Below are 23519 nucleotides of genomic sequence, written 5' to 3'. Positions count from 1 at the left end.
TGAAATCACAGTAAAAACGCCGACCTATGGTAGGCGCCCTGTCCGAAAAAATCTTCAATGATTTTCAGGACCTAGCCTGCTACCATTGTGACGCCAACGAACGTGTTGCAACGCTTCGCAGACGACAAACTGCGCCTCGAGAGACGTGATTTGCGGGAATTGAAGTCTGCACCTGCGGACCCATTCGGTCCCAATTCCGAGGCGCAGTCGACGCGGATTTTCGAATGGCGCGCCCATGTCGCACGCCAGCCCTCAACGCTCGGCGGCTTATGCCCAAGTTATCCAGCTAAATTAAGCAGTCTCATCGGGCGGGCGCTCTGGATTCGCCGACGCCAATCCGCGTGAGCGTACGCGGATCGTCTGACAGATACGATCAGCGAGAGAAGCGAGCGCGCCCTGCACAGTGCGTGCCCCAAGAACGGATTGGAGGGTAACGGCCTGTGTTGCAAACCTATGTTTGAAGGCCTCTCCGCCACAGAGGAAATCGACCAATCCTAAGCCGTGATCAAACGACCACTGTATATACTCCGTAATCAGGACCGCACCCGGCGACGCTCGGCTAAAGTCAGGGTCGTAGGTGGTAACGAATGCCATCATGACGTTGTGCTGGACGATGTTGATGGAAACCGCGACCATCGCACCATTGCATTCAAGTACGAAAATGCGCAGCACACCGGCGCGTGACAGCGCGTCCACCAGGGCGGCAAGAACCGGCTCGCCCTCTTCGAAAAGGTCGGATTCACGCGTGTGCTTTTCCAGCCATCTGCGCTTCAGCGCCGACAGTCGCTCCAGCAATGGCTGCAGCGGCTCGTCGGCCGACAGGAGGCGGAATTTCACTTCGCCTGTTTCTTCCAGTATCTTGATGCCGCGCCGATAGTTCTGGCGCATCTTTTTCGGCTGGTCCGCCAGCCATGCTGCTCCGCTGGCCCACTGTCCAGCGACGCGATAACTGACTTCCTCCCGGTGATTGGCGCGAAGCTTGACGCCGCTGGAAGAGCCCGGTGTAAAAATCCTGCGGGCTGCCGCATCCGGCGACAGACGATTGATAAAAGCAAGATCGAAGCCACCCGCCGAACAGATCCGGTTCCAGAGGTTCTGGAGGGCCGATAGGGAGCATTCCGGCGCGACAAGAATATCACCATAGTCCGTATAGCTATTGGCGGCCCATTCGAGGAGCCGAAGTCCTTTTCGTCTGCCGATCGCCAGGGGAATGACAGCGACCAGCCTGTCATCGCTCCATACCAGGCCGATCCGCAGCGAGCGCCGGTCGCGGTCACGCACGGTGCTCCACCATGCCGAAACCCAGGCATGGCTCTGAAAGATCAGTGCATGGGTACGATGCCATAGGTCTACCCATTCGGCTTCGATGGCGGCCAGGCGATCCGTCGAACTGACGATTTCCAGTCGCTCCGCACCAACAGCGTCAATCGAAGCCATTTTGTTCATGGTTGGAGACGGTCCTGCGGCTGCGCGACATCGATGCGCTTTTGAAAAAGTCGCATGATATGGTTTGCCATTTTCTTGAGCGGCAGCACGTAAAGTCCGAAAAGCGACTGATAGTCGCGTACGTCGCGATCTATCAGTCCAAACTTGAGGTCTTCGTCCGGATCCGGGATGAACTGCGTTCCGAATATGCGATCCCAGAATGAAAAAAGCAGCCCGAAATTCTTGTCGTAGTGGCGAGGGTCGACACTGTGATGCACCTGGTGCCAGTGCGGACACAAGATGACGCCGTTCAACCGGCCGAAGGAAATCTTCAGATGCGTGTGGCGAACAAAGTCCATCATGAGAATGTTGCGAATGACATAGACGTTGATGCCAAATATGGCGATCTCGACCGGATCAAGCGCAATCAGGCTCCACAAGCCGAAACTGATCCCCGGTATGACGCCGTCCCAGATCCGGTTCATCAGATCGTCCAGGGGGTGAACCCGGTCCTTGGTGATCCCAACCATCACTTCGGCCGAATGATGCACCTTGTGCAATTCCCACAGGAACGGGAAACGGTGCTGGGCAACGTGATATAGGTAGTAGGAGATATCGTAAGCAACGAGCATGGTTGCGGTGAAGAGGATGATCGTCACTGGGCCGGCGGGGCCGGGTATCAGCGGTTGCGAGATGCTGAAGAGCCAGCCGACTGCCTGGTTTGTTGCATATCCCGTGGCGGCAACGAAGGTGACACCGGCGGGAATGAGCAGGAAGGGCATCACCAGCCTTTTCGTGATCCAGAACAATGCGTCCGCTCGCGCCGATGGGTGCATGATGACTTCCGCGGGAAAGGCGAAGTCGAAAAAGTCCCGGAAGGATTTCTGTTCGACCGTTCGCCAGTAGGCGACCACCGCGCTCCCCAGCGCCGTGAGCAACAGGAGACCGAGTGTCAGCAGATCGATGTGTGAGAGTTTTTCCACGATCACTCTGGCGAATTCCGAAAACATCGATGCAGTGGCTCCTAGGTGGTGAAATGGTGATCCGGCTCGTCGCGAAGCACATATTGCCAGGCCTATCATATGCTGCCCGGAACTGTGTATCGGGATGCGACTGGCAGAACAATCATGGCCAAATTAGCAGATCAACGGTGTCAAAACCGCTAAATATCTGAACGTAATTAATGTCGAACGCTGCGCCTGCAACCTGCCCGTTATCGGGTCTGCGGCGGACTTGGCGCGAGCCGGATGACTACTCCCTTTTCGCCTACTTGGCCACGCCATGCGAGGCGTTCGGCTGGCTGCCTTGCACCAAAACGCGGCGAAACCCAGCCGCCCTGGCCCGGTGTGTCGCCGCCGGAACGGATGTGGATCGCTGCGTCTGGAAAGTGGATAGTCATCAAAGGTTCAGCGCCGCGCAATATCGTGACAATGTTTCCATCCCTGTTGGCGTGGAGGTCGGCGGCGAGTTGGAAGACGATCTCAGCGACGCGGCTGCCGCCGAGCAGTTGGTCGGTCACGAGGATGCCGTCGCCATCGCGTGTCACGGCGCGTTGATGCACAACGCCGAAGCGGCCTTTGTACCCGTCATGTCGGGCACACAGCCTCCAGTGCGGCCCCGGCTCGCTCTCCACCAATGTCGCAACCGCCTTGTGCGACCAGTTGAACGCCCCGGAGATGATGCTTTGGCTTTTACCCTCTAGGTTCAGCGTGTTGTGCGCCGGCGTCGAGCGGAACCAGTCGCGCCAGCCTCCCCCCGAACCATAGAGCCATGTGCCGGGGTCGACCAGCACCGGATCGCCGTCAATGCACAGGGTGAGCGACAGCGCGTCGGCATGACCGTGCGCCGCTATCGAAAGGTAGCCCAGCGGGCCATGGTCGTATGTCAGATGGACGTTGCGACCATTCATCTCGCCGCGCCAGACGGAGAGCCCGCCTTGCGTGAATGTATGCAATCCATTCGGCACCGGCGCCGGCCGCGGTGGCGCGCCGAAGAAAAGCGCACGAAAATCGCCAGGCTCCGGTGCGCTGCCCGCCATCCGTAGAAAACCACGGATGGCGGCCGCGACCGATCCGACATAATCGGTTTCGCCCCCCAGCGTGATCACGCGGCCTTCATCATTGTCGCCGAAGCCGCTGGCTTTCGGCGGGAGCCAGCCTGCGAAATTGGCGAAAGCGGCCAAACGCGCTTCGACGGGCTGGGGAAAAGGCAGTCCGGCCTGGCGCGCCGCCGCAGCGCACAGCAGGAAAAGCTCGGCACTGAAGGCGGCGTAGGTCGGGGTCTGCTCGGCCCCGGCGCCATCGGCCAGGATCTGTTTGAGCACCTCAGCCAGGAGCGACTCGCGAGCCACCTCGGCCCCGAAAGCCAGACCGATCAGATATTCGCCAGCCAGTTCCGCGACGAGATGGTTGTTGGCGGACGAAAAACGGGAGGGAAACCGCGGCAGCCAATAGGCGCTTGCCGCCAGTATTTCACCGACTTTTTCTCGCGTCGCCGCGCCAAGCCGCTCGCCGACGAGGTCGAGCGTGACAATCAGGCTGATGGCTCGTAGCGCGACCTCGATGCCCGAGGCCCAGCCAACGCCCCGAAATGGTGGGTTGGCGAAATGCCAGCTCTCGATCGCCGCCTCGATCGCCGCACGGGATTGATCATCGCCGGTGAGAAGCAGATGGGCAGCCAGTGGCGGCAGTTGCTGCAGCCGGTTGATTTCCCAAACATATTTTACATCGCCACGGCCGGTGGCATGGCGAAAATCGATATCGAAAGTATGGGTCTTGGGGCCCGGCCAAAGCCGGCCGGTCACCGGATCAAGGCGCCAGAGCTCGGGTGGAAAGAGAGTATAGGGGTCTCGCTGTGGCCAGGTCTGCCCAAGTGCTGAAAACTGGCCTCGAAGAGTGTTTTGCGCAGCCGCCTCGATAGCTTGCCGCTGGGCTGGTGTCGCAGCGGCCGGCACAGCATTCCGCAATCCGTGCAGCACCGGGTGCAACTGCGGCGACGCATAGCGCTGCCAGCCGTTGTCGCGGCGGCGCGAAACGGTCCTCCGGCGCTGCTCGTCCAACCGATGCAATATCTCGGCCAACTCCATGCTGCGCAATCGGTTGAAATACCACCCGACCCTCATCCGCGCTCCGCCAAGATTTTGATCCTCATACACCATCCCGTCGAAAAAGCGTGTGGCGGCATCCTCTTTTCCGTTCCCGCGGTTAATATCTTCGGCCATGACGGAGTTTTGCGATGAGAAAAGTTGTCTACGTCATAGCGTGCGCACTTGGCATGGCTATGTCAGCCGAGGCGGCGCCGATCCCGCTTGAGCGCGGCGTCGGCGTCCATGAATGGCTCAACTGGTCGCCGGTGGAGAAAGATGGTTCCTACAAATGGCCGCCCTATCGCAGCGAGAAGGAATGGCTTGCGGGCGGCAGGCCGCTCACCGATTGGCCGGACGGCGACCAGTTTGATCGCATTCGATCCATGGGCTTCGACTTTGTCCGGCTGAGTGTCGACCCTGGCCCTCTGCTTGCCAGCGAGGGCGCCAAACGACAACAGGCGCTGGACATGCTTGCCGCTGCGGTGCAGCGGGTCGTTTCAAGCGGGCTCAAGGTGGTTTTCGATCTGCATGGCGTCAGCCAGGTTCCGGCCTACAGCATGGAAATGATCTATGGCGGGGCCGACAGCGAGGGTGTTGCCCGCTATCGCAAAATGGTAGTGGCGGTGGCTGCCATGCTGATCAAAATTGGCGCCGACAAGGTCGCCCTCGAGCCCTATAACGAGCCCGCCTACTACCCGTGCGATTCAAGCGGCAGCGATGACTGGCAGCGGATCATGGCAGGCACGGTTCGCGATATTCGCGCCGTCAGCGGCGAACTCACCATCGTCGCGACCGGCGCCTGCGGCGGGAGCATCGCGGGACTGGTCAACCTGGACCCCAACTTCGACGACCCCAACGTCTATTACAGCTTCCACATGTATGATCCGCACAGCTTCACGCACCAGCGGGCCGATGACAAGAACGCTTTCTCCTCCGGCCTTCCCTGGCCTGCCGACGCCAGCACGCCCGAAGTGGTCGCCGAAACCCTCAAGGCGCAGATGGACGCCGCCGGCTTGAGCCAGATCGAAGAGGTGATGAACATGGCCTCGGCGCGTGAAACGATCGCCCGATACTTTGAGCAGAATTGGGGGCAGAGCCAGCTCGAAGCGGGTTTCCGTCAGGCGGTCGACTGGGCTGAAGCCCATGGCATAGCGAGCCGACGCCTGTTCGTGGGCGAATTCGGCGTTATCTTGATGTCTGCGGATGGCCGCATGGGAGCTTTCGATGCTGATCGCCTGCGCTATCTCATGGCAGTGCGCAGAGAGGCGGAACGCTTCGCGATGCCGTGGTCGGCCTGGGAATTCTCCAATCCTTACGGAATGAGTGTTATCCAACCCAAGGGGCCTGCGATCCCGGACCGGGAGATGTTGCGGGCACTGGGCCTGCCATAACTCGTCATCGCGTCAGGATCGGCTCGAGCGGTCTGCGTGGTTGCTGGCGATCAATCGCGTGAAACCCAAGGACTGTCGTCTCCAGTTGCAGCCGAGAGAGCCTGATCGAACCAAATCAGGCTCAGTTTTAAAATCACTCCACCGAGCAGCTATTTAATATATTCGCTGTAGATTGGTGTCCTCAATCATACGCAAACAAGGGAAAGAGGACCAAGGGAAAGAATGTGCGGAATTGCCGGCTGGATTGGGCGCAGGGTCGAGAAGCCACAAGATCGGGTCGCCGGGATGTCGAATGCCTTGCAGCATCGTGGTCCCGATGCCGAAGGCATCGAACTCTTGGACCTGAATACAGGCGAGGACCAGTTGGCATTGGTGCATCGCCGCCTGGCGATTATTGACTTAAACGCCGATTCAAATCAGCCGATGCAGACCGAGGACGGACGGCTCCGGATTATTTTCAACGGCGAAATATACAACTACATCGAGCTGCGTGAGGAGTTGATCGGTCTCGGTCACCGTTTTCGCACACGCTCCGACACGGAAGTGCTGCTCAGGGCTTATGACCAGTGGCGCCTGGCCATGTTCGACCGGTTGAGCGGGATGTTCGCTTTTGCGCTGTGGGACGCTCAACGGCGCGAATTGATCCTCGCCCGCGACCCCTTTGGAAAAAAACCCCTTTACCTCATGCAAGGCAGAAATTTGCTGTCGTTTGCCTCGGAGATCAGCGCGTTGTTGTCTGCGCAGCCAGATGGCCAGCAGCTCGATCTGGATGGAGTGCGCGAGTATCTGACCTGGCGGTACGTGCCTGGACCGCGGACGCTTTTTAAACAGATCCGCAAGCTCAACCCGGGAAGCTACGCTGTGTGGTCGCAAGGGGAAGTAACGGAAACGCGCTATTATGCGCCCCCGGATCAGACCGATCTGACAGCGGATATCGATCCAGGAACCGCCAAGCGACGATTTCTGGAATTGCTCGACCGTTCTGTCGAGATCAGGATGCGCAGTGATGCGCCGTTTGGCGCCTTTCTGTCCGGGGGGCTCGACTCGTCGGCAATCGTTGCCCTGATGACCAGGCACAGCGACAACCCCATTCGTACGTTTTCGGTCGGTTTCAGCGAACAGGCTTACAGCGAGCTTCCATTCGCCCGGCGCGTCGCCGATCATTTCAAGACCGATCATTGCGAAATCGTCATCCAGGCGGATGACCTGATGAATCATCTGCCCAAGATGGTCCGCCATCGGGGGGCACCTGTTTCACAAAGTACGGACATTCCAATTTACCTGATGTCGGTTCGAGCCTCGCGGGACGTCAAGATGGTGCTTACGGGCGAAGGGGCGGACGAGATTCTCGGCGGCTACCCCAAACATCGCGCAGAGTCTCTGGCGGGTGTCTACCGGTCACTTGTTCCAGCGTCGCTTCACAACAATCTCCTCGCCCCTTTGATGCGCGCATTGCCCGGCGCATCGGCCAAGTTCGACATATTTGCCCGAAGCGCGGGTGAACGGGACTTTGCCACCCGGATGATCTCCTGGTTTGGAGCCATGACGGCGCGGGAACGCGATTCGCTCCTCGGTGGATTGGCCACTTGCGGCCATGACCGCAATGATTTCCCGTTCTCTTCGAGTGTGACGGAATCTCATCTGCGCCGTGTGTTGTTTTTTGATCAGACATCGTGGTTGCCCGACAACCTCTTGGAACGGGGCGACCGAGTGATGATGGCCGGTTCAATCGAGGGGCGAATGCCATTCCTCGATCGCGATCTGGTTTCCTTCGTCAGCCAACTGCCCGATCGTTACAGGCTGGGCCTCCTGCACAGCAAACAGATCCTGCGCGACTGCATGGCCGGCATGGTTCCCGACGAGGTCCTCAACCGCCCAAAGATCGGCTTCAAGGTGCCCGTCGCCGAATGGTTCCGCGGGCCGATGAGCGATTATGTACGGGACCATCTGTGTTCGTCCCATTCGGTCATCCGTAGCTATTTGAGCGCCAAGAAGCTGGACCAGATTGTCAGGGAGCACGCCGAGCGCGCCGCGGACCACGAAAAACTGATATGGGCGCTTTTGAACCTGGAGATATTCCACCGCGAATTCGCGCTTGGCCCGCCGCAGTGACGACAATGAAGGACAGCGTCAGCGCTTGACCGATCGCGCCTCGGACGCGACCGATCTCCAGACATCGCAGATCGCGTCGACAAACGGTGCAAGCTCAAGCCTTTCCCGGTGCACCGCCATGGCGGCGGCGCCAAGCCGCGCGCGCAGCGCCGTATCCTCGACCAGCCGAGTTAACGCCTCGGTCAACGCCGCCACATCGCCGGGCGGCACCAACAGACCGGATTGTTCATGGGTGATGATGTCCTCGACCGCGCCCACCGGGGTGGCCACGACAGCCAGGCCGGCCGCCATGCCTTCGATCACCGACATTGGCAGATTTTCGGCGAACGAGGGGAGCACCAGAATATCGGCCGAAGCGATCAGTGATGCGACCTCGTCAGGTCCCACCCAGCCCGGAAAAGCAACACGGTCGGCAATCCCTAGAGCGACCGACCTCGCTCGTGCCGGCTCGACCTCACCATCGCCGGCGATCGTGGCACGCCAACCCCTGAGATGTTTCATCCGCTCCAGCGCCTCGCCCAACTGCGGCACGCCCTTTCGCTCGCCGATGCGGCCGAGGAACAGGATGTGCACGTGATCGCCTCCGCCGACATGCGCCAGGGAAGGAACTGCCGTGGCGTTGGGAACGATGACAATATTGCCGCCACTCGCCGGTGCCCGGCTGGCGACGAAATCGCGCCAAAGCCCCCCCAGGACAATCACCCGGCCGGCATGCTCGAACAGAGCCCTGATACGGCGGCTCATGAAACTATGATCATCTTTCCAGAATGTCTGATACTGCGCCCCATGCAGATGAAGGACATACGGTATCGACAACAGCCTGGCGCAGGCGGCGATAATCATCTTGCGATAGGTGCTGCCGGAGACCGATATATTGATGTGAATGACGTCGGCGCGTCTGTCGAGGCGGGCCGCAACCATCCGCGCGCAAAAACCAAGCATGTAGAAGATCGAAAGCCCGACATGTCCCGGGCCACGGCTGGAAAGAAAGCGCAGATCGATGTCGGCGATCTCTTGCCGTTCGAACTCCTGCTTCAGCGCCCCCATGATCCGGTCGATGCCGCCTTGTCCCGAAACGCCCGAGGGCGTTGCGACCAGGACATGTATTTTTCTATTGTGGGCGAGACGCTGCAACATGACACCGTTTGGATTGCGGATGCCGGGTGACCGTAAAGCAAAGGTTCCAAAAAAGGTTTACGACAAATCTTTTGGTTCAAACTGTATCCGTTCACCCTTTGCCGTCATCATGCTGGAATTCCTGTCGGTCAACGGTTAATCGACGGCAAATTTTCCGGGACAACCCTTTGCTGCTCCGTTCCACGCTCATCTATGGCCCAGCTATTCTGCTGACGCGGGTTTCCGCTCTGCTCCTGCTGGTCGTCATGACGCGGTTGATCGACCAGACCGAGTATGGCCTGCTGACCCTGGTGGTCACCGTGGGCGAAATGACGGATGTTGCCGTTACCAACTGGCTGCGCATTGCCTTGCTGCGGCTTGGTGGAAAAGGCGACGTCAGCCGTGGCAGCCTGATGCTTGCCGGACAGGTATTGCTTGCCACCACGGTGCTGGCTCTGATCATATCCGTGATCGCCTCGGCGGTGATCGTGCCGGAGCGCTGGATCGAATTTGCAATCGCCGTCTGCAGCTATCTGATTGCCGGCTCCATCAGCCGGTTCGCGTTGACGGTGCTGCAAATGCAGCAGCGTCATTCCCTCTATTCGATGCTTGAATATCTGCGCGGCCTGCTGCAACTCGCCTTGCCGATCGCCGCCATCCTTATCTTCCAACGCTCTTTTCTGACGGTATCGCTCGGCTCGAGCCTCGCCGTGCTGATTGCCGGCATCGTGGCGTGCGTGGTGGCATCCGGGCGCGTTATTGGCGGCCCGCCGCGCTTCACCCACAAGGAGTTTTTTGCCCTCGGCGTGCCCCTGGTCATCATGGCGCTGGTCGGTTTCGGTCTCAACAGCGCTGAACGCGTCTTCCTCAAGCTCTACTACGATGCCGGCGCGGTGGCTGTCTTCGCAGCCGCCTACGCATTGGCTCGGCAGCCGATCGATATGGTCGCCAACGCAATCAACATGGGCGCATTTCCAGAAGTGGTCAGCCGCTTCGACGAAGAGGGATCCGAGGCGTCCGGGCGGTTGTTGTCGCAACTCATGGCCTTGATGATACGCCTTTGCCTGCCGGTCGCAGCAACGCTTATCGCGCTCAGCGGCGACATCACGCGACTCCTGCTGCCCGCGGAATATCATGGTCGCTTCGGTCTGCTGTTTCCGATCATCGCCTTCAGCGTTCTTTGTGCCAATCTCACAAGCTTCGTTTATGGCGTCGTGGTGCACGCACATAAGCGGCCGTGGTTGCTGATCATCGCCAATTCCTTCGGCTCGGTGGCAACGATTTCACTGTCTTTTCTGTTGATTCCCACCATGGCGGAGGTTGGCGCGGCGTTGGCGTTGGCGGGCGGATCGCTGGCAGGTCTTGCAGCCTGCATCGTCATCGCCGAGAGGCTCACGCCGGTGCCGGTTCCCTGGCGCGACATCGCTGTCTCGGCCATCATTTCTATCTGCACCGGACTGGCCGCCAGCCTTGCCAGCACTGCGCTGGGCAATATGCCGGCGATCTTTCCGCTCGCGGCGGGCGGTGTCGCCGGCGCTGCGGCTTTCCTGGGACTGACCTGGTTGTTTCACCCCGCGGCCGTGACGCAGTTCATCGGCAAGATAAGGGCACGGCTCCGGATCGCATAAATCCCGCGCAATGAGGCATGCTTGTCTGAAAGTCGCGAGCCTACGGATTGACGTTTCGGCGTCCCCGGCGAGACCAGAACTCACGCCACAGCAGCAGTGCATAGGCGGTGTTGGTATCGTAGTAGCGGCGCCACAAGCGTCGCGGCTCCTGCGCCACGCGAAACAGCCACTCCAGGCCGGCCGCCTGAACCAGTTTCGGTGCCCGGGCGACCTTTCCACCATAGACGTCGAAGCTGCCGCCCACGCCCATGACGAAACTCGGAGCGAGTGCGTCGCGATAGCGCTTGAGAAAGCGCTCCTTGCTCGGCGTGGGCATCGCCACAAACAGGCAGTCGGCACCTGAAGCGTTGATGGCCTCGACGATCGCGGCCTCTTCCTCCGCCTTGAAATACCCATTGCGCCGGCCGGCAATGGCCAGGCTCGGATGATCTCTGGCAAGTCGGCTTTCAACTGCGTCGAGAATGTGCTGTTCAGCGCCCAGCAGGTAGGGGCGATAGCCACGCTTGGCGCACAGCGCAAGCAGGTTGATCATGACGTCGACGCCCGTCACACGCTCCGGCAACTCGACGCCGCAGAGCCGTGCGCCCCAAAGCACGCCTTTGCCGTCGACATTGACCATATCCGCCCCGACGACATCCTCGCGCAGTTCGGCATTCTTGCGCATGTTCACAAGCTTGGCGACGTTCACGACAACATGATGAAGCGGCCGCCGCGTCGCCATCGCCTCGTCTGCGATGGCCAGCGTCTCGGCCATGGTCAGCGCATGGATGGTCGCACCGAGAAACTCGCGGCGGCGTGATGCCAATAGGGAGTGTTGCGCCCATGCCGGGTCATGCGAGTTCATGCCGCTTCTCCGGTGCGAGCGAGAGACTGCGAGCGTTCCATTTCGGATTTCTTGCCTTCGATGCGGGCGTCGGGCTTGCGCGCCTTGCGCCAGGTCCACAGGCCCCGTGTGTCGACGAGCTTCTTGTCCTTGAGCGCTTCGGGATCGATCAGATTGAATTGTCGATGGTCGACCAGCAGGACGACGATATCGGATTGGTCAATAGCGGAAAGTGCATCGGTGAACATGACGCCGCTGCCCTCGAGCTCGTGTGGCAACTGACGCGCATTGGGCTCGGCAGCGACGATCTTGATATTGGGAATCTTGGACAGAAGCTTAACAACCTCGACAGCCGGGCTCTCGCGCATATCGTCGATATTGGGTTTGAAGCTGAGGCCAAGACAGGCGATCGTCTGCTTGCGGGTCGGGTCGAGCAATGCCTCGATGTCCCTGACCACCGACAAGGGTCGCTCGGAATTGATGCGCCGTGCCGAACTGATCAGCCGCGTATTGTTCGGTGCGGCGTCGATGATAAAATACGGATCGATCGCAATGCAGTGGCCGCCCACGCCCGGGCTCGGCTGCAGGATGTTCACGCGAGGATGCCGGTTGGCGAGATCGATTACCTCCCAGACGTTGAGCGACAGATCCTGGCACACCGCCGCAAGCTCATTGGCGAAGGCGATATTGACATCGCGGAACGCATTTTCGGTCAGCTTAACCAGTTCCGCGCTTTCGGCCTGGGTTATGAACAGGTCGCCGGCGACGAAGCTTGAATAGAGTGCCGCTGTCCGCTCCGAAGACTTTCGGGACAGCCCGCCGATCGAGCGATCATTGTTGATCAGTTCGGTCAGCACCTTTCCCGGCAGCACGCGCTCGGGAGAGTAGGCGACCAGGACGTCAGCTTCCTCGCCATGTGCGACGGGAAATTTGAGATCGGGTCGCAGTTCCGCGAGCAGCGCTGTCATGACACGCGTCGTACCGACCGGCGATGTTGATTCCAGCACCACCAGGTCGTCCCGTTTTAGCACCGGAGCGATGCTTCGCGCTGCCGCAAGCACGTAGCTGACATCCGGCTTGCGGTCCGGGGTGATCGGAGTTGGAACGGCGATAATATAGGCATCGGCCGGCTGAGGCGTACTGAATGCCTTGAGCTTGCCATTGGCGACGACTTTCTGGATCAAACCATCCAGGTCCGGTTCGATGATGTGGATTTCGCCGCGGTTGACCTTCGCGACCACCGCCTCATTGATATCGACACCTATGACTTCGAGTCCGCGGCTGGCAAAAATGGCGCAGGTCGGCAGGCCGATATAGCCCATGCCGATAACGGAAACGGTTTTGATTTCAGCCATGATTCAGCAATTCCTCAACGATCCGGGTCGCAGCTTGGCCATCGCCGTATGGATTGTGCCTCTCCGCCATGCCGCGATAGACGCTCTCATCATCGAGCAGGCTATTGGCATTGGCCAGAATTTTTTCGATATCGGTACCGACCAGCCGGGCAGTACCAGCGGCGATCCCTTCGGGTCGCTCCGTGTTTTCCCGCATCACCAGCACCGGCTTGCCGAGTGAAGGCGCCTCTTCCTGCACGCCGCCGCTGTCGGTCAACACCAGGTAGCTCTGTTTCTGCAGGTACAGGAACGGCAAATAGTCCTGCGGGTCGATCAGGTGGATGTCCGGCACCGTCCCGATTTCGGCGTCGACCACGGAGCGCACATTCGGGTTGGGATGGACCGGGTAGATGATCTGCACATCCCTGCGCGCCGACAATGCCTTCAGCGCGGTGCAGATCCTCTGGATGCCGCCATCGAAATTCTCACGGCGATGACCGGTGACGAGGATCATTTTCTTGGTCGGATCGATGAAGGGGAAACGAGCGGCGAGCTTGGCGTTCATCAGCTTGTCGGCATCGATCTCGCTGGAGAAATGCAGCAGCGTGTCGATCACGGTATTGCCGGTTACGAAGATGGTGTTCGCAGCCTTTCCTTCGGCGATGAGATTGTCGCGCGCCTCGGTGGTCGGCGCAAAATGCCAGGTGGCGATGTTGCCGGCAATCTTGCGGTTCAGTTCCTCCGGAAAGGGAGAGTTGATGTTGTGGCTGCGCAATCCCGCCTCGATATGGGCAACCGGAATCCGCTTGTAGAAGGCAGCTAGAGCCGCGGTCATCGCGGTGGTTGTGTCGCCCTGGACGATGACGATGTCCGGCTTCGCCTTCTCCAGCACCCCCGCCATTCCGAGGAGCACGCGCGAGGTCACCTCGAACAACGTCTGACCTGGCTGCATGATGTTGAGATCGTAGTGCACCGGCAGGCCCGTCAATTCAATGACCTGATCGACCATCTCGCGATGCTGGCCCGTCACACATATTTCCGTGGTAAAGCCTGGATGGGCGAGCGCGGCGCGCGCCACCGGAAAACATTTGAGCGCCTCCGGCCTCGTGCCGAACACGATCAGCAGTTTTCGCCTTGAGGGCAATCTCGGATGTGAAACGGCGTTCATGGTTGACCCTGGTCACCGAAAGCGTGGGCGCTCGGCTGACATGTGCTTTCAGCCTAACAATAGCGCCCTGAACCGCCTTCGTATCCAAAAATTTTAACGTATGATTAACGCTAGAGTCCGCAGCCCCCCTTGGGCAACCCTTGCCAGGAACTGTGGGGAAAGATACCAGAGCAAGCCATTTTTTGCTTTAACGAGAATAACTTGGGTTGACTAATATTTTAATCATCGGCCACGCCGTCGGATCCCGGCGCTGGGAAAATGAGCTTTTTATGCGGTTGGATGCGGCAGGTTACGTGGTCTCGAGTTGCCACGCGCCAGCGCCGGCGCCAACCGCTCGGGGGCTGGACACTGTCTTGGCGATCGAGAGCCGGCGTTTCGGTCCCTCGCTGGCGGGCCGGTCCGAGCCGTTGCCGCCCATCGATCGCGGCCCTCCGGACCTCGTCATAGATCTCACTGCCAGCGCAACGGGGCAAGACGCGCCAGTCCTGAGGCTCGAATTTTGCGGTCGCAACAGCTTTCCAGCCGGGGTTGCCGCAATGTTGGCGAGCGGACAATTGCCTGAACTTGGCGCTCGCCTCGATGGCGTTGTCGTGGCCCAGGCTAGACCGATGCTGGCAGACAGGCTCTGGCTATCCCGAAGCTGCAACGACCTGCTCGCCGGCGCCATGTCGCTGATCATGCAAACCGTCGCCCGCTTCTTTGCGGGCAAGCTTGTGCCGGTAAGCGACAACCCGGTGCCGATCCTGAAGAACGACAGTTTTGTTCGACACTATGTGCCCTTTTTTGGCAGGGCTTTGATCGATCGCGCCGTGCAAAAAATCAGGCGGGGACGACGCCCCTTCTATTGGCAGGTTGCCTATCGGGTGATCGACGGACCAGGCATCGCCGAAACCGGGCAACTCGACGGCAAACCGTTCACAGTCCTGCCGGACGATGGCCAACGCTTCTATGCCGACCCGTTCGTCTTCGAGGCCGACCGCCGCCATCATCTGTTTGTCGAGGAATTCCCCTACGCGACGAGTCGCGGCGTGATTTCCGTCGCCGAGCTCGGTGACGATGGCACTTTCGGTGTTCCAAGGGTTGTATTGGAGGAAGCGCACCACCTGTCGTATCCGCAGGTGTTCGCACACGATGGCGAGATTTTCATGATCCCCGAAAGTGGTTCGGCTCGCGAACTTGTGCTCTATCGCGCCGCGCAGTTTCCCGACCGCTGGGTCCGCGACACGGTGCTGATGGCGGACAGGGATTTCAACGACGCGACGCTGCTCGAATCCGACGGTCGCTTCTGGCTGGTTGGAACGGAGCGGTTCGGCTACGGCAGCGCGTCGGACACGATGGCGGTCTATTGCGCGCCCTCGCTGCGCGGGCCATGGGTCGCCCATCCGCTCAATCCCATTGCCGTCGATCATTCGGCCACCCGGCCGGGCGGCGCCTTTATCCGCCAGGACGATGCCCTGGTGCTGCCGGTGCAGAACGGATCGAGGGCCTATGGCGGTGGTCTGGGGCTGATGCAGCTCGAGCGACTCGACGCGTCCGATGTCCGCTTCGCCTCGCCCCGGCCGATCGGCGCGGGTCCGGCATGGGCACGCACGGGCATTCATACGCTTAACCGCGCCGGCAATGTCGAGGTCGTGGACAGCGCGGGCTGACTGAAGCGCTGAAAGCCGTGACCGTCCCGTTGCTTGGCCTGCTTATTTGTTCTCCGTGGCAATATGAGGAAGCGGTGTGTTTCTCGTCTTCCTTTTGCCGTTCAGGGTCTGAAGAATCGGCTTCTCGATCATCTGGTAAATCACCAGACTGACGAGGCAGGCTGCCACGATGCTGACCACCGACACCAACAATACCGTTGTCGGATGCTCGTATCCGACGGTGCGTCTGGCCAGGTACGCCACAGCGCCGATCACGAAGATATGCGACAGATAAAGCGCGTAGGAAGCGTCGCCCAACTGCTCGAGAAGGCTCCAGTGCTTGAGTTTCGGCTCCAGAATGAGGCTGAGATGAAGTAGGCCCGCCGCCCACATTGCTTGTCCCGCGAAGCTGATCTGACCCAAGAGCGGCGTACCGTCATCGACGAATGAAAGCACCCCGCCCGCAGCGGTCATTACGCCGAATATCCAAGCATGGCGTATGTCGGAAGTGAAATCACCGTCCAAATAGCGCCGCCCTATCCACATACCGATGACGAATGCCACCGGAGAAGGGTTGAGATAGAACTGGATAACAGGGTTGGTGGGAGCCAGCCACAGCCCGGCTATCCACATCGCAATGAAAAAGACCGTCAGCACAAATACGCGCGAGGTCACGGACAGGAATGCGAACACCGCAAAAGCGATATAGAAAAATACCTCGTAATTGAGCGTCCAGCCGAGTGAGAGGATTGGACTGGCGCTATCCCGTCCAGGCGCTTCGTGAACAATGAAGAGGAGCGACTGAAGATAGTGGGGCCACGTAAAGACGGTCTTCTGGAACAGACTTGGCGCGAGCGCCGCCAGAACCGCGGCGAGGCTAGTGAAAAGCCAGTAAAGGGGGATGATCCGGATTGCTCGGCGTTTCAGGAAGGTGGCAGCGGAAAACGGACCATCTCCCGTAATATGGACCATTATGAAACCGCTGATGACAAAGAACAGAACGACGCCCAGGCGGCCCGCCGTCACAATAATCAGATTGTCCACGCCAATCTGATAGGAAAAGGCGTGTGCGAACAGAACCAGCAAGGCGGCGCAGGCGCGAAGATACTGAATCGAATAGAATTTCTTCACCTTGATCTCCTGCGCTTTGCCGGCGCCTGATGCCATTGTGCCGTCCACAGGCAGCGCGTCGGGCGCCGTGCAAAGCATCGCCATCAATACGACCGGCCAATTAAGTGTGAGTTACCGACTTCATGAATAGCGTAAATTCGGCTGCCGATGCATGTCGCGCAACAAGTGCATTGCGTGCATTCGTTCCCTTCGGCGCACTTTGGTGAGATTTCAATGAGCGGTGTCCGGCTTTTCGACAAAGCTGACATGTGGCGGCCCATGCCGGGCATCGCCACTGTTAAGATCGGGTTATCCATATTCCTTTACGTTCGTGCAGGAAAATGTACCCGGGGGTGCGTTCGTCCCCTGCCATCTCAATCGCAAGCCGCAACGCTGGTCAGATAATCGTGAGTGTCACCCCCACAGAGCAACAGTTCGTGACCGCGCAGGCCAGCCGCCAAGACGCCCTCACACTCCTGTTCTTTCTCCTCGCGGCCTTCGCTTTCCTGCTCCGCTCGACCATCTCTCCGCAATTGATGAATATGGTGATGTCCTATTCGACGGAGGGAGGGTCGTTTCCCGAAAAGCTGCATATCGGGACCTATGCGATCTTTCTGCTGCTTGTCGTCATCGCCACGACCCGGCCAATTCGGCTCGAAGGCGATGAAGTCAGGCTGTTCAAGGCGACATTGTTATATTCGCTGCTGCTGTTGTGGCTGGTGCCTTATCTCTTCGTGATAGGCCGTGCCGGCTCGGCCGGCTTCATAATCGATTCCTATCTGGTCTCTTGTGCCGCGGCGATGATCATGCTTGCCCTGGGTGACCATGTGCGCAGGGCGCTTGGCAATGTCATCGTCGGCATGATTGTCCTCAGCGCCATCATCGGAACGATCGAGGCCGTCACCCAGCATCGATTCCTGCCCTATCCCCTCGTTGAGCTGGACTTTCGGCCGATCGGACTGTCGGCCCATCCGCTGGCGCTGGGCGCGCTTTGCACCACCGCCATAGGTTTCGTTGCATTGACGCGGTGGCGCATCTGGGTGTGTGCGCTTTGCATCTTCATTCTCTTCATCGGCACGGCCGCTTCGGGCGCGCGCACCGCCCTGCTGCTCGCTTGCGGCGAGATCCTGTTCCTGCTCGTGTTCCTGCCTTGGCCGGACTTGTCACCCAGACATCAACGCCAGGCCAAACTCCTGGTGCTGATGCTGACGCTGGCCGGTGGCGCCATAATGATTGCGATACTCTTTTCGGCGGGGCTGCTGAACCGATTCAGCAACACGCTCTTTGATCAAAATTACGACGCGCGCGTCAAGATCTACGATGTATTCAAGTTTGTTGAATGGAGGGACATCCTGCTTGGCATGAATCCCAACGAGTTGTTGAAGATCGTCAACGAAAAGCTCAACCTCCCCTTCATCGAAAGCACGCCGGTCGTTCTTACGCTTTTGTTCGGCCTGCCGATCGCCCTGCTCTTCGCCTTTGCTTTCTTCCGGTTCCTTTTCAAGCTCCTGCGCAATACGCCTCGGGCCGCCCATATCGCAGCGGCCGCGTCCATTCTCGCGGCATTGTCAAACAATGCCCTTTCTTCGAAGGCGCCGGATATCATGCTGCTCGTCATCTTGTTGCTCGCTTATCGAAAGCCGGATGGGCGCCAAACCGGCACGCCCCTTCAAGGCCAACGAGAATCAACATCGACATGACGCCAAAGCCCGTTCCTTGTGGGTGCCCTCGCAACGACCTCTTGTATTTCCATTTGAAACGCCTGCACGCTTTGCCAGGCTACGACGGGCGTGGCAGAATACCGACGAAGGGTGGATAGATCGCTGTTCCGGAACGCGCCTGACACGCCTGGAAAATGAAATGTTAACGATGTTTCCGTAAAGCAGGCTGTGCGTATTGAATATTAAAGGGTTAGCATGATGTCCGCCGCTTCCGGTCCTCCTCCAACCGCGGCCGCCGCCGGCATTAGCCCCTATGAACGGATCGAAAATGCGCGGCGCGCCAGCAGGCCAAAGCCGCAACAAACCGCGCCGATCATGGCACATGCGGCGGCACCCGCTGTAACGTCGGCCCCTGTAACGTCGGCCCCTGTGTCGCCTGCACCCGTGGCGCCGCCTGTAGCCGAGCCCGTCACGACGGTGACGCTCAACAAGATCGGAACCTTTCTCGAACTCGATTTCGGGCGTCTGTTTGTCTGGCTGCGCGCCGGCCTTGCTCTGGTATGCCTGCTGGCAATCGCCGGCGGGATCATCGGCGGTGCCTACGCTCTGCTGAGCAAGCAGCGCTACACCGTGACCACGGACATCCTCATCAATCCCGCCAATCTTCAGGTTGTTCCGAACGATCTTTACCCGCAATCGGCCCAGGTCGATGGACAGCTGCTCAGCGCGCGCAGCAAAGAGCGCATCTTGACCTCGGGCAGCGTGCTTTCACGTGTTGTAGACGATCTTGACCTGGCCAGTGACCCTGAGTTCTTCGACGCGGACCGAAGCCGCACAGGGACGGACGGCGCCAAACCCGATCCAAAGCTTACCGCCCTGAAGAACCTGGCGGAACGGGTTAGCAGCATCGCGGATGAAAAGTCGTTTGTCACGACCTTGATGGTATCGGCGGAAACCCCCGCTAAGGCGATCCTGATTTCGCAGGATATCGTCAAGACTTTCCAGGAAGAGCTGGCCAGCGCCGAGGCTTCCGGCGCCAGCCGTGCCGCGGCCGCGCTGGACGGGCGGCTGGGCCAGCTCAAGAGCGATGTGCAGGCGGCCGAAGAGAAGGTCGAGGCCTATAGGCGCAGCCACAATCTGGCCACCAGCAATGGGCAGCTTGTTTCCTCGCAAACCATGACCCAGCTCAACGGCCAGATCGTGGAGACGCAATCGCGCGTCATCGCCGCGCAGGCAAGTTACGACGCCCTGCTTGCCGCCGGCGCAAACGGCACCAATTCCGGTCCCGCCACGTCGGAGGCGCTTGTGGCGCTGCGCGCAACGGCCAACGGCCTGCGCCAGCAGATCGATTCGCAGTCGATGACCTTTGGCCCCCGTCATCCGTCGATCGTCAGGCTGAAGACGGAGTACAACACGGTCAGCGCGCAACTCAGCGCCGAATACGCGCGCACCCTGCGCCTGGCGAAGGTCAATCTCGATGCCGCCAAAACCTCGTCGGCCTCCCTCAATGCCAAGATGAATGACTTGAAGGGCAACGTGTTCTCGGATAGCGATTCCGAGGTCGCCTTGCGTGAGCTTGAACGTGACGCCGCGTCGAAGACGGCTATCTATGAGAGCTTCCTGTCGCGGGCACGCCAGATAACCGAGCGCGAACAGATCGACAGCACCAATGTGCAGGTGATTTCCACCGCAGTGCCGCCAAAGGGCCGTTCATGGCCCCCGCGCACCGTCGTGATGATCGGCCTGGGGGCAATTGGCGGCATGATCCTTGGCATGTTGCTCGCCATTACCCTGGGTATCGTGCGCGACATGCGTCTTCCGCCGAACCGCCCGGACGTCATTGCCAGCCGCGCCTGAAATGGCGAAGCGGATTGTCTTTCACATTGCCAGCCTCAGGGGCGGTGGCGCCGAGCGTGTATTCGTCCTGATGGCGAATGAACTGGCATCGCGCGGCCACAACGTCACGCTTTTTACCTGGAACGCGCAGGGGCCCAATGCCGCCCTGCTTTCGCCTGCCGTACATCTGGTCGATTTCGGCCTCCTCATTCGCGGCGAGGGTTATGGCAAGTGGGCGACACTGAAAGGTATCGTGAGAAGCGCGGGCCTGCTTGGCCGCCTTTCTCCCGACGCGATCTACAGCGCCCCGGAATTCGCCAATCTGGTCGTGGCGCTGGCGCTTTCCCTCGCGCGAAGCAGGGCGCGGTTCTTCCCGAGTTTCCACGCCGCCGCCTCACTGCCTTCCGGCAGCCTTGGCGCGAAAATGGCGGTCTGGCTTTCGGCCCTGGTTGCGGCCCGCGCCACCAGGGCCATCGCGGTTTCTGAGGGTGTCGGCGGCGATCTTGTGGCCCGAGGCTTCTCGAAATCCAAGGTCGTGGTCATCAACAACCCGCTGCCGCCGGTTGCGGCATCCCAGCAACGCTCCTACGCCTGGCAGGCAGAGCTCGCGGCGCTGGGCGACGGCCCCGTCATCATCACCGCCGGACGCCTGGTGCCGGTTAAGGATCATTGGACGTTGCTGCGGGCCTTCGCTGTGCTGCGCGCCGGCCGCCGGGCTCGGCTTGTCATCTTCGGCGAGGGTCCGCTGGCCGACGAGCTGCGCGCCTATGCCGAAGAATCCGGTGTCGGCGCAGACGTTCTGTTTGCGGGCTATGTCAATGATCTGACGGCCTGCTACGCCGTAGCTGACTTGTTCGTCCTATCATCGACCAGCGAGGGCTTCGGCAATGTTCTGGTCGAGGCCATGGCAGCGGGGATTCCGGTGGTCTCCACGGACGCGCCGCACGGCCCGCGCGAAATACTTGATGACGGCCGCGTCGGCGCCCTGGTGCCGGTCGGCGATGCCGGGGCTCTGGCAGTGGCGATGGCCAGAATGCTCGACCAGCCGACAACCGCCGCGATCCTGAAAAGCAGGGCGGCGGATTTCGAAATTGAAAAGATCGGAGACCGGTACGAGGCGTTGCTCTGAATTAGCGCATGGATCGGCCTGCGGCGGCACAGGAATTTGCCATTGATGGGACAGGACGCCGCCAACATAGGCCGGTTACTCCCAATCCAATCATGATCTTTAACATCAATTTACCCGGAGTTGGTAACAACAGGGAACCCGCGTTTTATCCTCAGGATAGGGATTTTCCTTGCCGCAGCATCACAGCCTTCCTGCCGGCCGTGCAAACGATCGCAATTGGCCGCGATTGCACCGCTTCATGCGGGTTGAGCTGGAACTCGCGCCTGACGTCCTGGTGCCGCGAGCCGAAACGGAACTGCTTGGCCGGACGGCCGCGGCCATTCTTGGCGAACAGGCGCACGAAACGATCCTGATCGACATGTGCTGCGGCAGCGGCAATCTTGCCGTGGGCATCGTCAGCGAATGTCCTCGGGCTCGGGCATGGGCGGCGGACCTGACCGACAGCACGGTTTCGCTTGCCCGCCGCAATGTTGTGCGCCTCGCCCTGCAGGACAGGATCAAGGTCCGGCAAGGCGACCTATTTGCCGCGATCGAGGGTGACGGCCTCCACGGCGCTGCCGACATGGTTGTGTGCAACCCGCCCTATATTTCCTCATCCCGTCTCGATAGCGAAAGCGCGCATCTGTTGGAGAACGAACCTCGGGAAGCTTTCGACGGCGGCCCTTACGGTATTTCGATCCTCCAAAGGCTGGTCCGGGATGCCGCAGCTTTCCTCAAGCCAGGCGGATGGCTGCTATTTGAGTTCGGCGAAGGTCAAGATCGGCAGATAGCAACCCTTTTATCGAGAACGAAATCCTACGAAACCCCAACCTTTGCCGTGACGGCCGACGGCCAGCCCCGTGTCGCCATGGCGCGCAAACATGGTGGCCGGGTTCCCGGAACCGGGAGCCCGGCGTGAGCGTCGTCCGCGCCCTCGATCAGGCCGACCTTGCGGCCGTCGCGGGCATGTTTCAACGCATGCTGCGCAAGAAGCGGGGGCCAGGGCCGGCCTCCCTCGTCGATTACATGAGGCGGTTTTATCTGGACGCACCCGACTGGGGCAGCGGGCTCCGTTCGCTTGTCCATGTCAATGACGCCGGCCAGGTTTCCGGGTTCGTCGGCGTTCATGCGCTGCCAATGAAATTCAACGGCCGGCAGCTCTACGCTGCCATCTGCAGCTCGCTGATGGTCGAGGATCACGAGACCGATCCGATGGCCGGTGCCCGCCTGTTGAAGGCCTTCCTCGATGGTCCGCAGGACATCTCCTTCAGCGAAACCGCCAATGATACGTCCGTGAAACTGTGGACGCGGCTTCGCGGCGTTGTGCTGCCGCAATACAGCCTTGACTGGGTTCGCGTGATGCGGCCGGCGACCTTCATGCTCAGTCTTTTTGCCAGTCACATGAAGCTTGCCTGGATGTTAAACCCGCTCGCCCGGATGGTCGACCGGCTCTACCTTCGCAAAATGGAGGGCGGTCAACGACGCTGGACCGGCGTCGTCGCCAACGCATCGAGCCGGGGGGCATTTCGGACCTCCGAGATCGACAGCGGCAGCTTTGCGGGGCTGCTGGAGCCGCTTTGCGCCCAGTTTCCGCTACGTCCGCAGTGGGCGGAAGGTCAGCTCGACCATATTCTGGGCGATGCGGCGCAAAAGCCGGATTTCGGAGAGCTTGTCTGCGTGTCGGTGGCATCGCCGAACGGCGCCAATGTCGGCGCTTTCGCCTACTACGCTCGACCCGACGGGATCGGCCGCGTGCTGCAGGTCCTCGCTCTTCCCGGCCAGGCCGGGCCGGTGATCGATTGCCTGGTCGAGCATGCCGCCCGGCGCGGTGTCTCCGGCTTGCGCGGCCGCGTCCAGCCCACACTTCTGGAGGCCATGCTTGTAAGACGCATAGCCTTCATACCGGTCGCCTCGACCGTCGTGCATTCACGCGATCCCGAGCTTCTGGATGCCATGAAGAACGCGCAGGTCTTTCTGAACGGGCTTGCGGGCGAGCAGTGGAGCCAGTTGATCGGCGGCCGCTTCACCTGAAGCGTTCCGCCTAGAGCAATTCCAGGAAAAGGGTGCGCGGTTTTCCATCCGGAATCGCTTAAA

The 23519-nt window shown here is 60.2% G+C and carries 17 protein-coding genes; 9 read left to right on the top strand and 8 right to left on the bottom strand.

The window, feature by feature from the left end; genetic code table 11:
• Window positions 1–291 precede the first annotated feature (291 nt).
• The 3 genes from NKI61_RS02115 to NKI61_RS02105 all read right to left on the bottom strand — a co-directional run bounded on the left by NKI61_RS02115 (window position 292) and on the right by NKI61_RS02105 (window position 4645).
• Window positions 292–1446, bottom strand: coding sequence for a GNAT family N-acetyltransferase (locus NKI61_RS02115; RefSeq protein WP_023696861.1), 1155 nt, complete (start codon window positions 1444–1446; stop codon window positions 292–294).
• Window positions 1443–2435 (bottom strand): sterol desaturase family protein, encoded by a 993-nt coding sequence (locus NKI61_RS02110; RefSeq protein ID WP_023686296.1) that lies wholly within the window; start codon window positions 2433–2435, stop codon window positions 1443–1445. The genes NKI61_RS02115 and NKI61_RS02110 overlap by 4 nt, the downstream gene beginning before the upstream one ends.
• Before the next feature lie 203 nt (window positions 2436–2638).
• Complete coding sequence (locus NKI61_RS02105) at window positions 2639–4645, bottom strand: heparinase II/III family protein (RefSeq protein ID WP_352838756.1); 2007 nt, start codon at window positions 4643–4645, stop codon at window positions 2639–2641.
• 14 nt (window positions 4646–4659) lie between these two features.
• On the opposite strand from NKI61_RS02105, the gene NKI61_RS02100 reads away from it, so the two are divergent.
• Both NKI61_RS02100 and asnB read left to right on the top strand, forming a co-directional pair.
• Window positions 4660–5901, top strand: coding sequence for a glycoside hydrolase family 5 protein (locus NKI61_RS02100; RefSeq protein ID WP_031253214.1), 1242 nt, complete (start codon window positions 4660–4662; stop codon window positions 5899–5901).
• Window positions 5902–6123: 222 nt separating this feature from the next.
• Window positions 6124–8013, top strand: a complete 1890-nt coding sequence (gene asnB, locus NKI61_RS02095) for an asparagine synthase (glutamine-hydrolyzing) (protein ID WP_023737708.1) — start codon at window positions 6124–6126, stop codon at window positions 8011–8013.
• 18 nt (window positions 8014–8031) lie between these two features.
• On the opposite strand, the gene NKI61_RS02090 is transcribed toward asnB, so the two are convergent.
• Window positions 8032–9150 carry a glycosyltransferase family 4 protein gene (locus NKI61_RS02090; RefSeq protein WP_023737707.1) on the bottom strand — a complete coding sequence of 373 codons (1119 nt, stop codon included), beginning with the start codon at window positions 9148–9150 and terminating at the stop codon, window positions 8032–8034.
• A 167-nt stretch (window positions 9151–9317) separates the two neighbouring features.
• Between NKI61_RS02090 and NKI61_RS02085 the strand changes: the two genes are divergently transcribed.
• Window positions 9318–10757: a lipopolysaccharide biosynthesis protein gene (locus tag NKI61_RS02085; RefSeq protein WP_352838789.1), complete on the top strand. Its 1440-nt coding sequence runs from the start codon at window positions 9318–9320 to the stop codon at window positions 10755–10757.
• Window positions 10758–10797: 40 nt separating this feature from the next.
• Here NKI61_RS02085 and NKI61_RS02080 read toward each other — a convergent pair whose 3' ends face one another.
• Genes NKI61_RS02080 through wecB form a run of 3 tightly spaced genes read right to left on the bottom strand, consistent with a single transcriptional unit; the run spans window position 10798 to window position 14082 of the window.
• Window positions 10798–11601 (bottom strand): WecB/TagA/CpsF family glycosyltransferase, encoded by an 804-nt coding sequence (locus NKI61_RS02080; protein WP_031246989.1) that lies wholly within the window; start codon window positions 11599–11601, stop codon window positions 10798–10800.
• Window positions 11598–12935 (bottom strand): UDP-N-acetyl-D-mannosamine dehydrogenase, encoded by a 1338-nt coding sequence (gene wecC / locus NKI61_RS02075; RefSeq protein ID WP_023820697.1) that lies wholly within the window; start codon window positions 12933–12935, stop codon window positions 11598–11600. Before wecC ends, NKI61_RS02080 begins: the two co-directional genes overlap by 4 nt.
• A complete protein-coding gene (wecB, locus tag NKI61_RS02070; RefSeq protein WP_352838755.1) occupies window positions 12928–14082 on the bottom strand; it encodes a non-hydrolyzing UDP-N-acetylglucosamine 2-epimerase in 1155 nt (384 codons plus the stop codon). The genes wecC and wecB overlap by 8 nt, the downstream gene beginning before the upstream one ends.
• A gap of 608 nt (window positions 14083–14690) precedes the next feature.
• On the opposite strand from wecB, the gene NKI61_RS02065 reads away from it, so the two are divergent.
• Window positions 14691–15731, top strand: coding sequence for a glucosamine inositolphosphorylceramide transferase family protein (locus NKI61_RS02065; RefSeq protein WP_023691692.1), 1041 nt, complete (start codon window positions 14691–14693; stop codon window positions 15729–15731).
• A gap of 42 nt (window positions 15732–15773) precedes the next feature.
• Here the strand turns inward: NKI61_RS02065 and NKI61_RS02060 are convergent, their stop codons facing one another.
• Window positions 15774–16877: an acyltransferase family protein gene (locus NKI61_RS02060; RefSeq protein WP_198024378.1), complete on the bottom strand. Its 1104-nt coding sequence runs from the start codon at window positions 16875–16877 to the stop codon at window positions 15774–15776.
• 380 nt (window positions 16878–17257) lie between these two features.
• On the opposite strand from NKI61_RS02060, the gene NKI61_RS02055 reads away from it, so the two are divergent.
• The 5 genes from NKI61_RS02055 to NKI61_RS02035 all read left to right on the top strand — a co-directional run bounded on the left by NKI61_RS02055 (window position 17258) and on the right by NKI61_RS02035 (window position 23456).
• A complete protein-coding gene (locus tag NKI61_RS02055; protein ID WP_352560405.1) occupies window positions 17258–18520 on the top strand; it encodes a VpsF family polysaccharide biosynthesis protein in 1263 nt (420 codons plus the stop codon).
• A gap of 219 nt (window positions 18521–18739) precedes the next feature.
• A complete protein-coding gene (locus NKI61_RS02050) occupies window positions 18740–20338 on the top strand; it encodes a GumC family protein (protein WP_031202660.1) in 1599 nt (532 codons plus the stop codon).
• Between the two features lies 1 nt (window position 20339).
• Window positions 20340–21446: a glycosyltransferase gene (locus NKI61_RS02045; protein ID WP_352838754.1), complete on the top strand. Its 1107-nt coding sequence runs from the start codon at window positions 20340–20342 to the stop codon at window positions 21444–21446.
• Between the two features lie 169 nt (window positions 21447–21615).
• Window positions 21616–22344, top strand: coding sequence for a N5-glutamine methyltransferase family protein (locus tag NKI61_RS02040; protein WP_502899829.1), 729 nt, complete (start codon window positions 21616–21618; stop codon window positions 22342–22344).
• Window positions 22341–23456, top strand: a complete 1116-nt coding sequence (locus NKI61_RS02035; RefSeq protein WP_352838753.1) for a hypothetical protein — start codon at window positions 22341–22343, stop codon at window positions 23454–23456. The genes NKI61_RS02040 and NKI61_RS02035 overlap by 4 nt, the downstream gene beginning before the upstream one ends.
• Window positions 23457–23519: the final 63 nt, after the last annotated feature.

Source organism: Mesorhizobium sp. M0514 (assembly GCF_040321145.1).
Lineage (GTDB): Bacteria > Pseudomonadota > Alphaproteobacteria > Rhizobiales > Rhizobiaceae > Mesorhizobium.
This window is presented reverse-complemented; position numbering and strand designations above follow the sequence as displayed.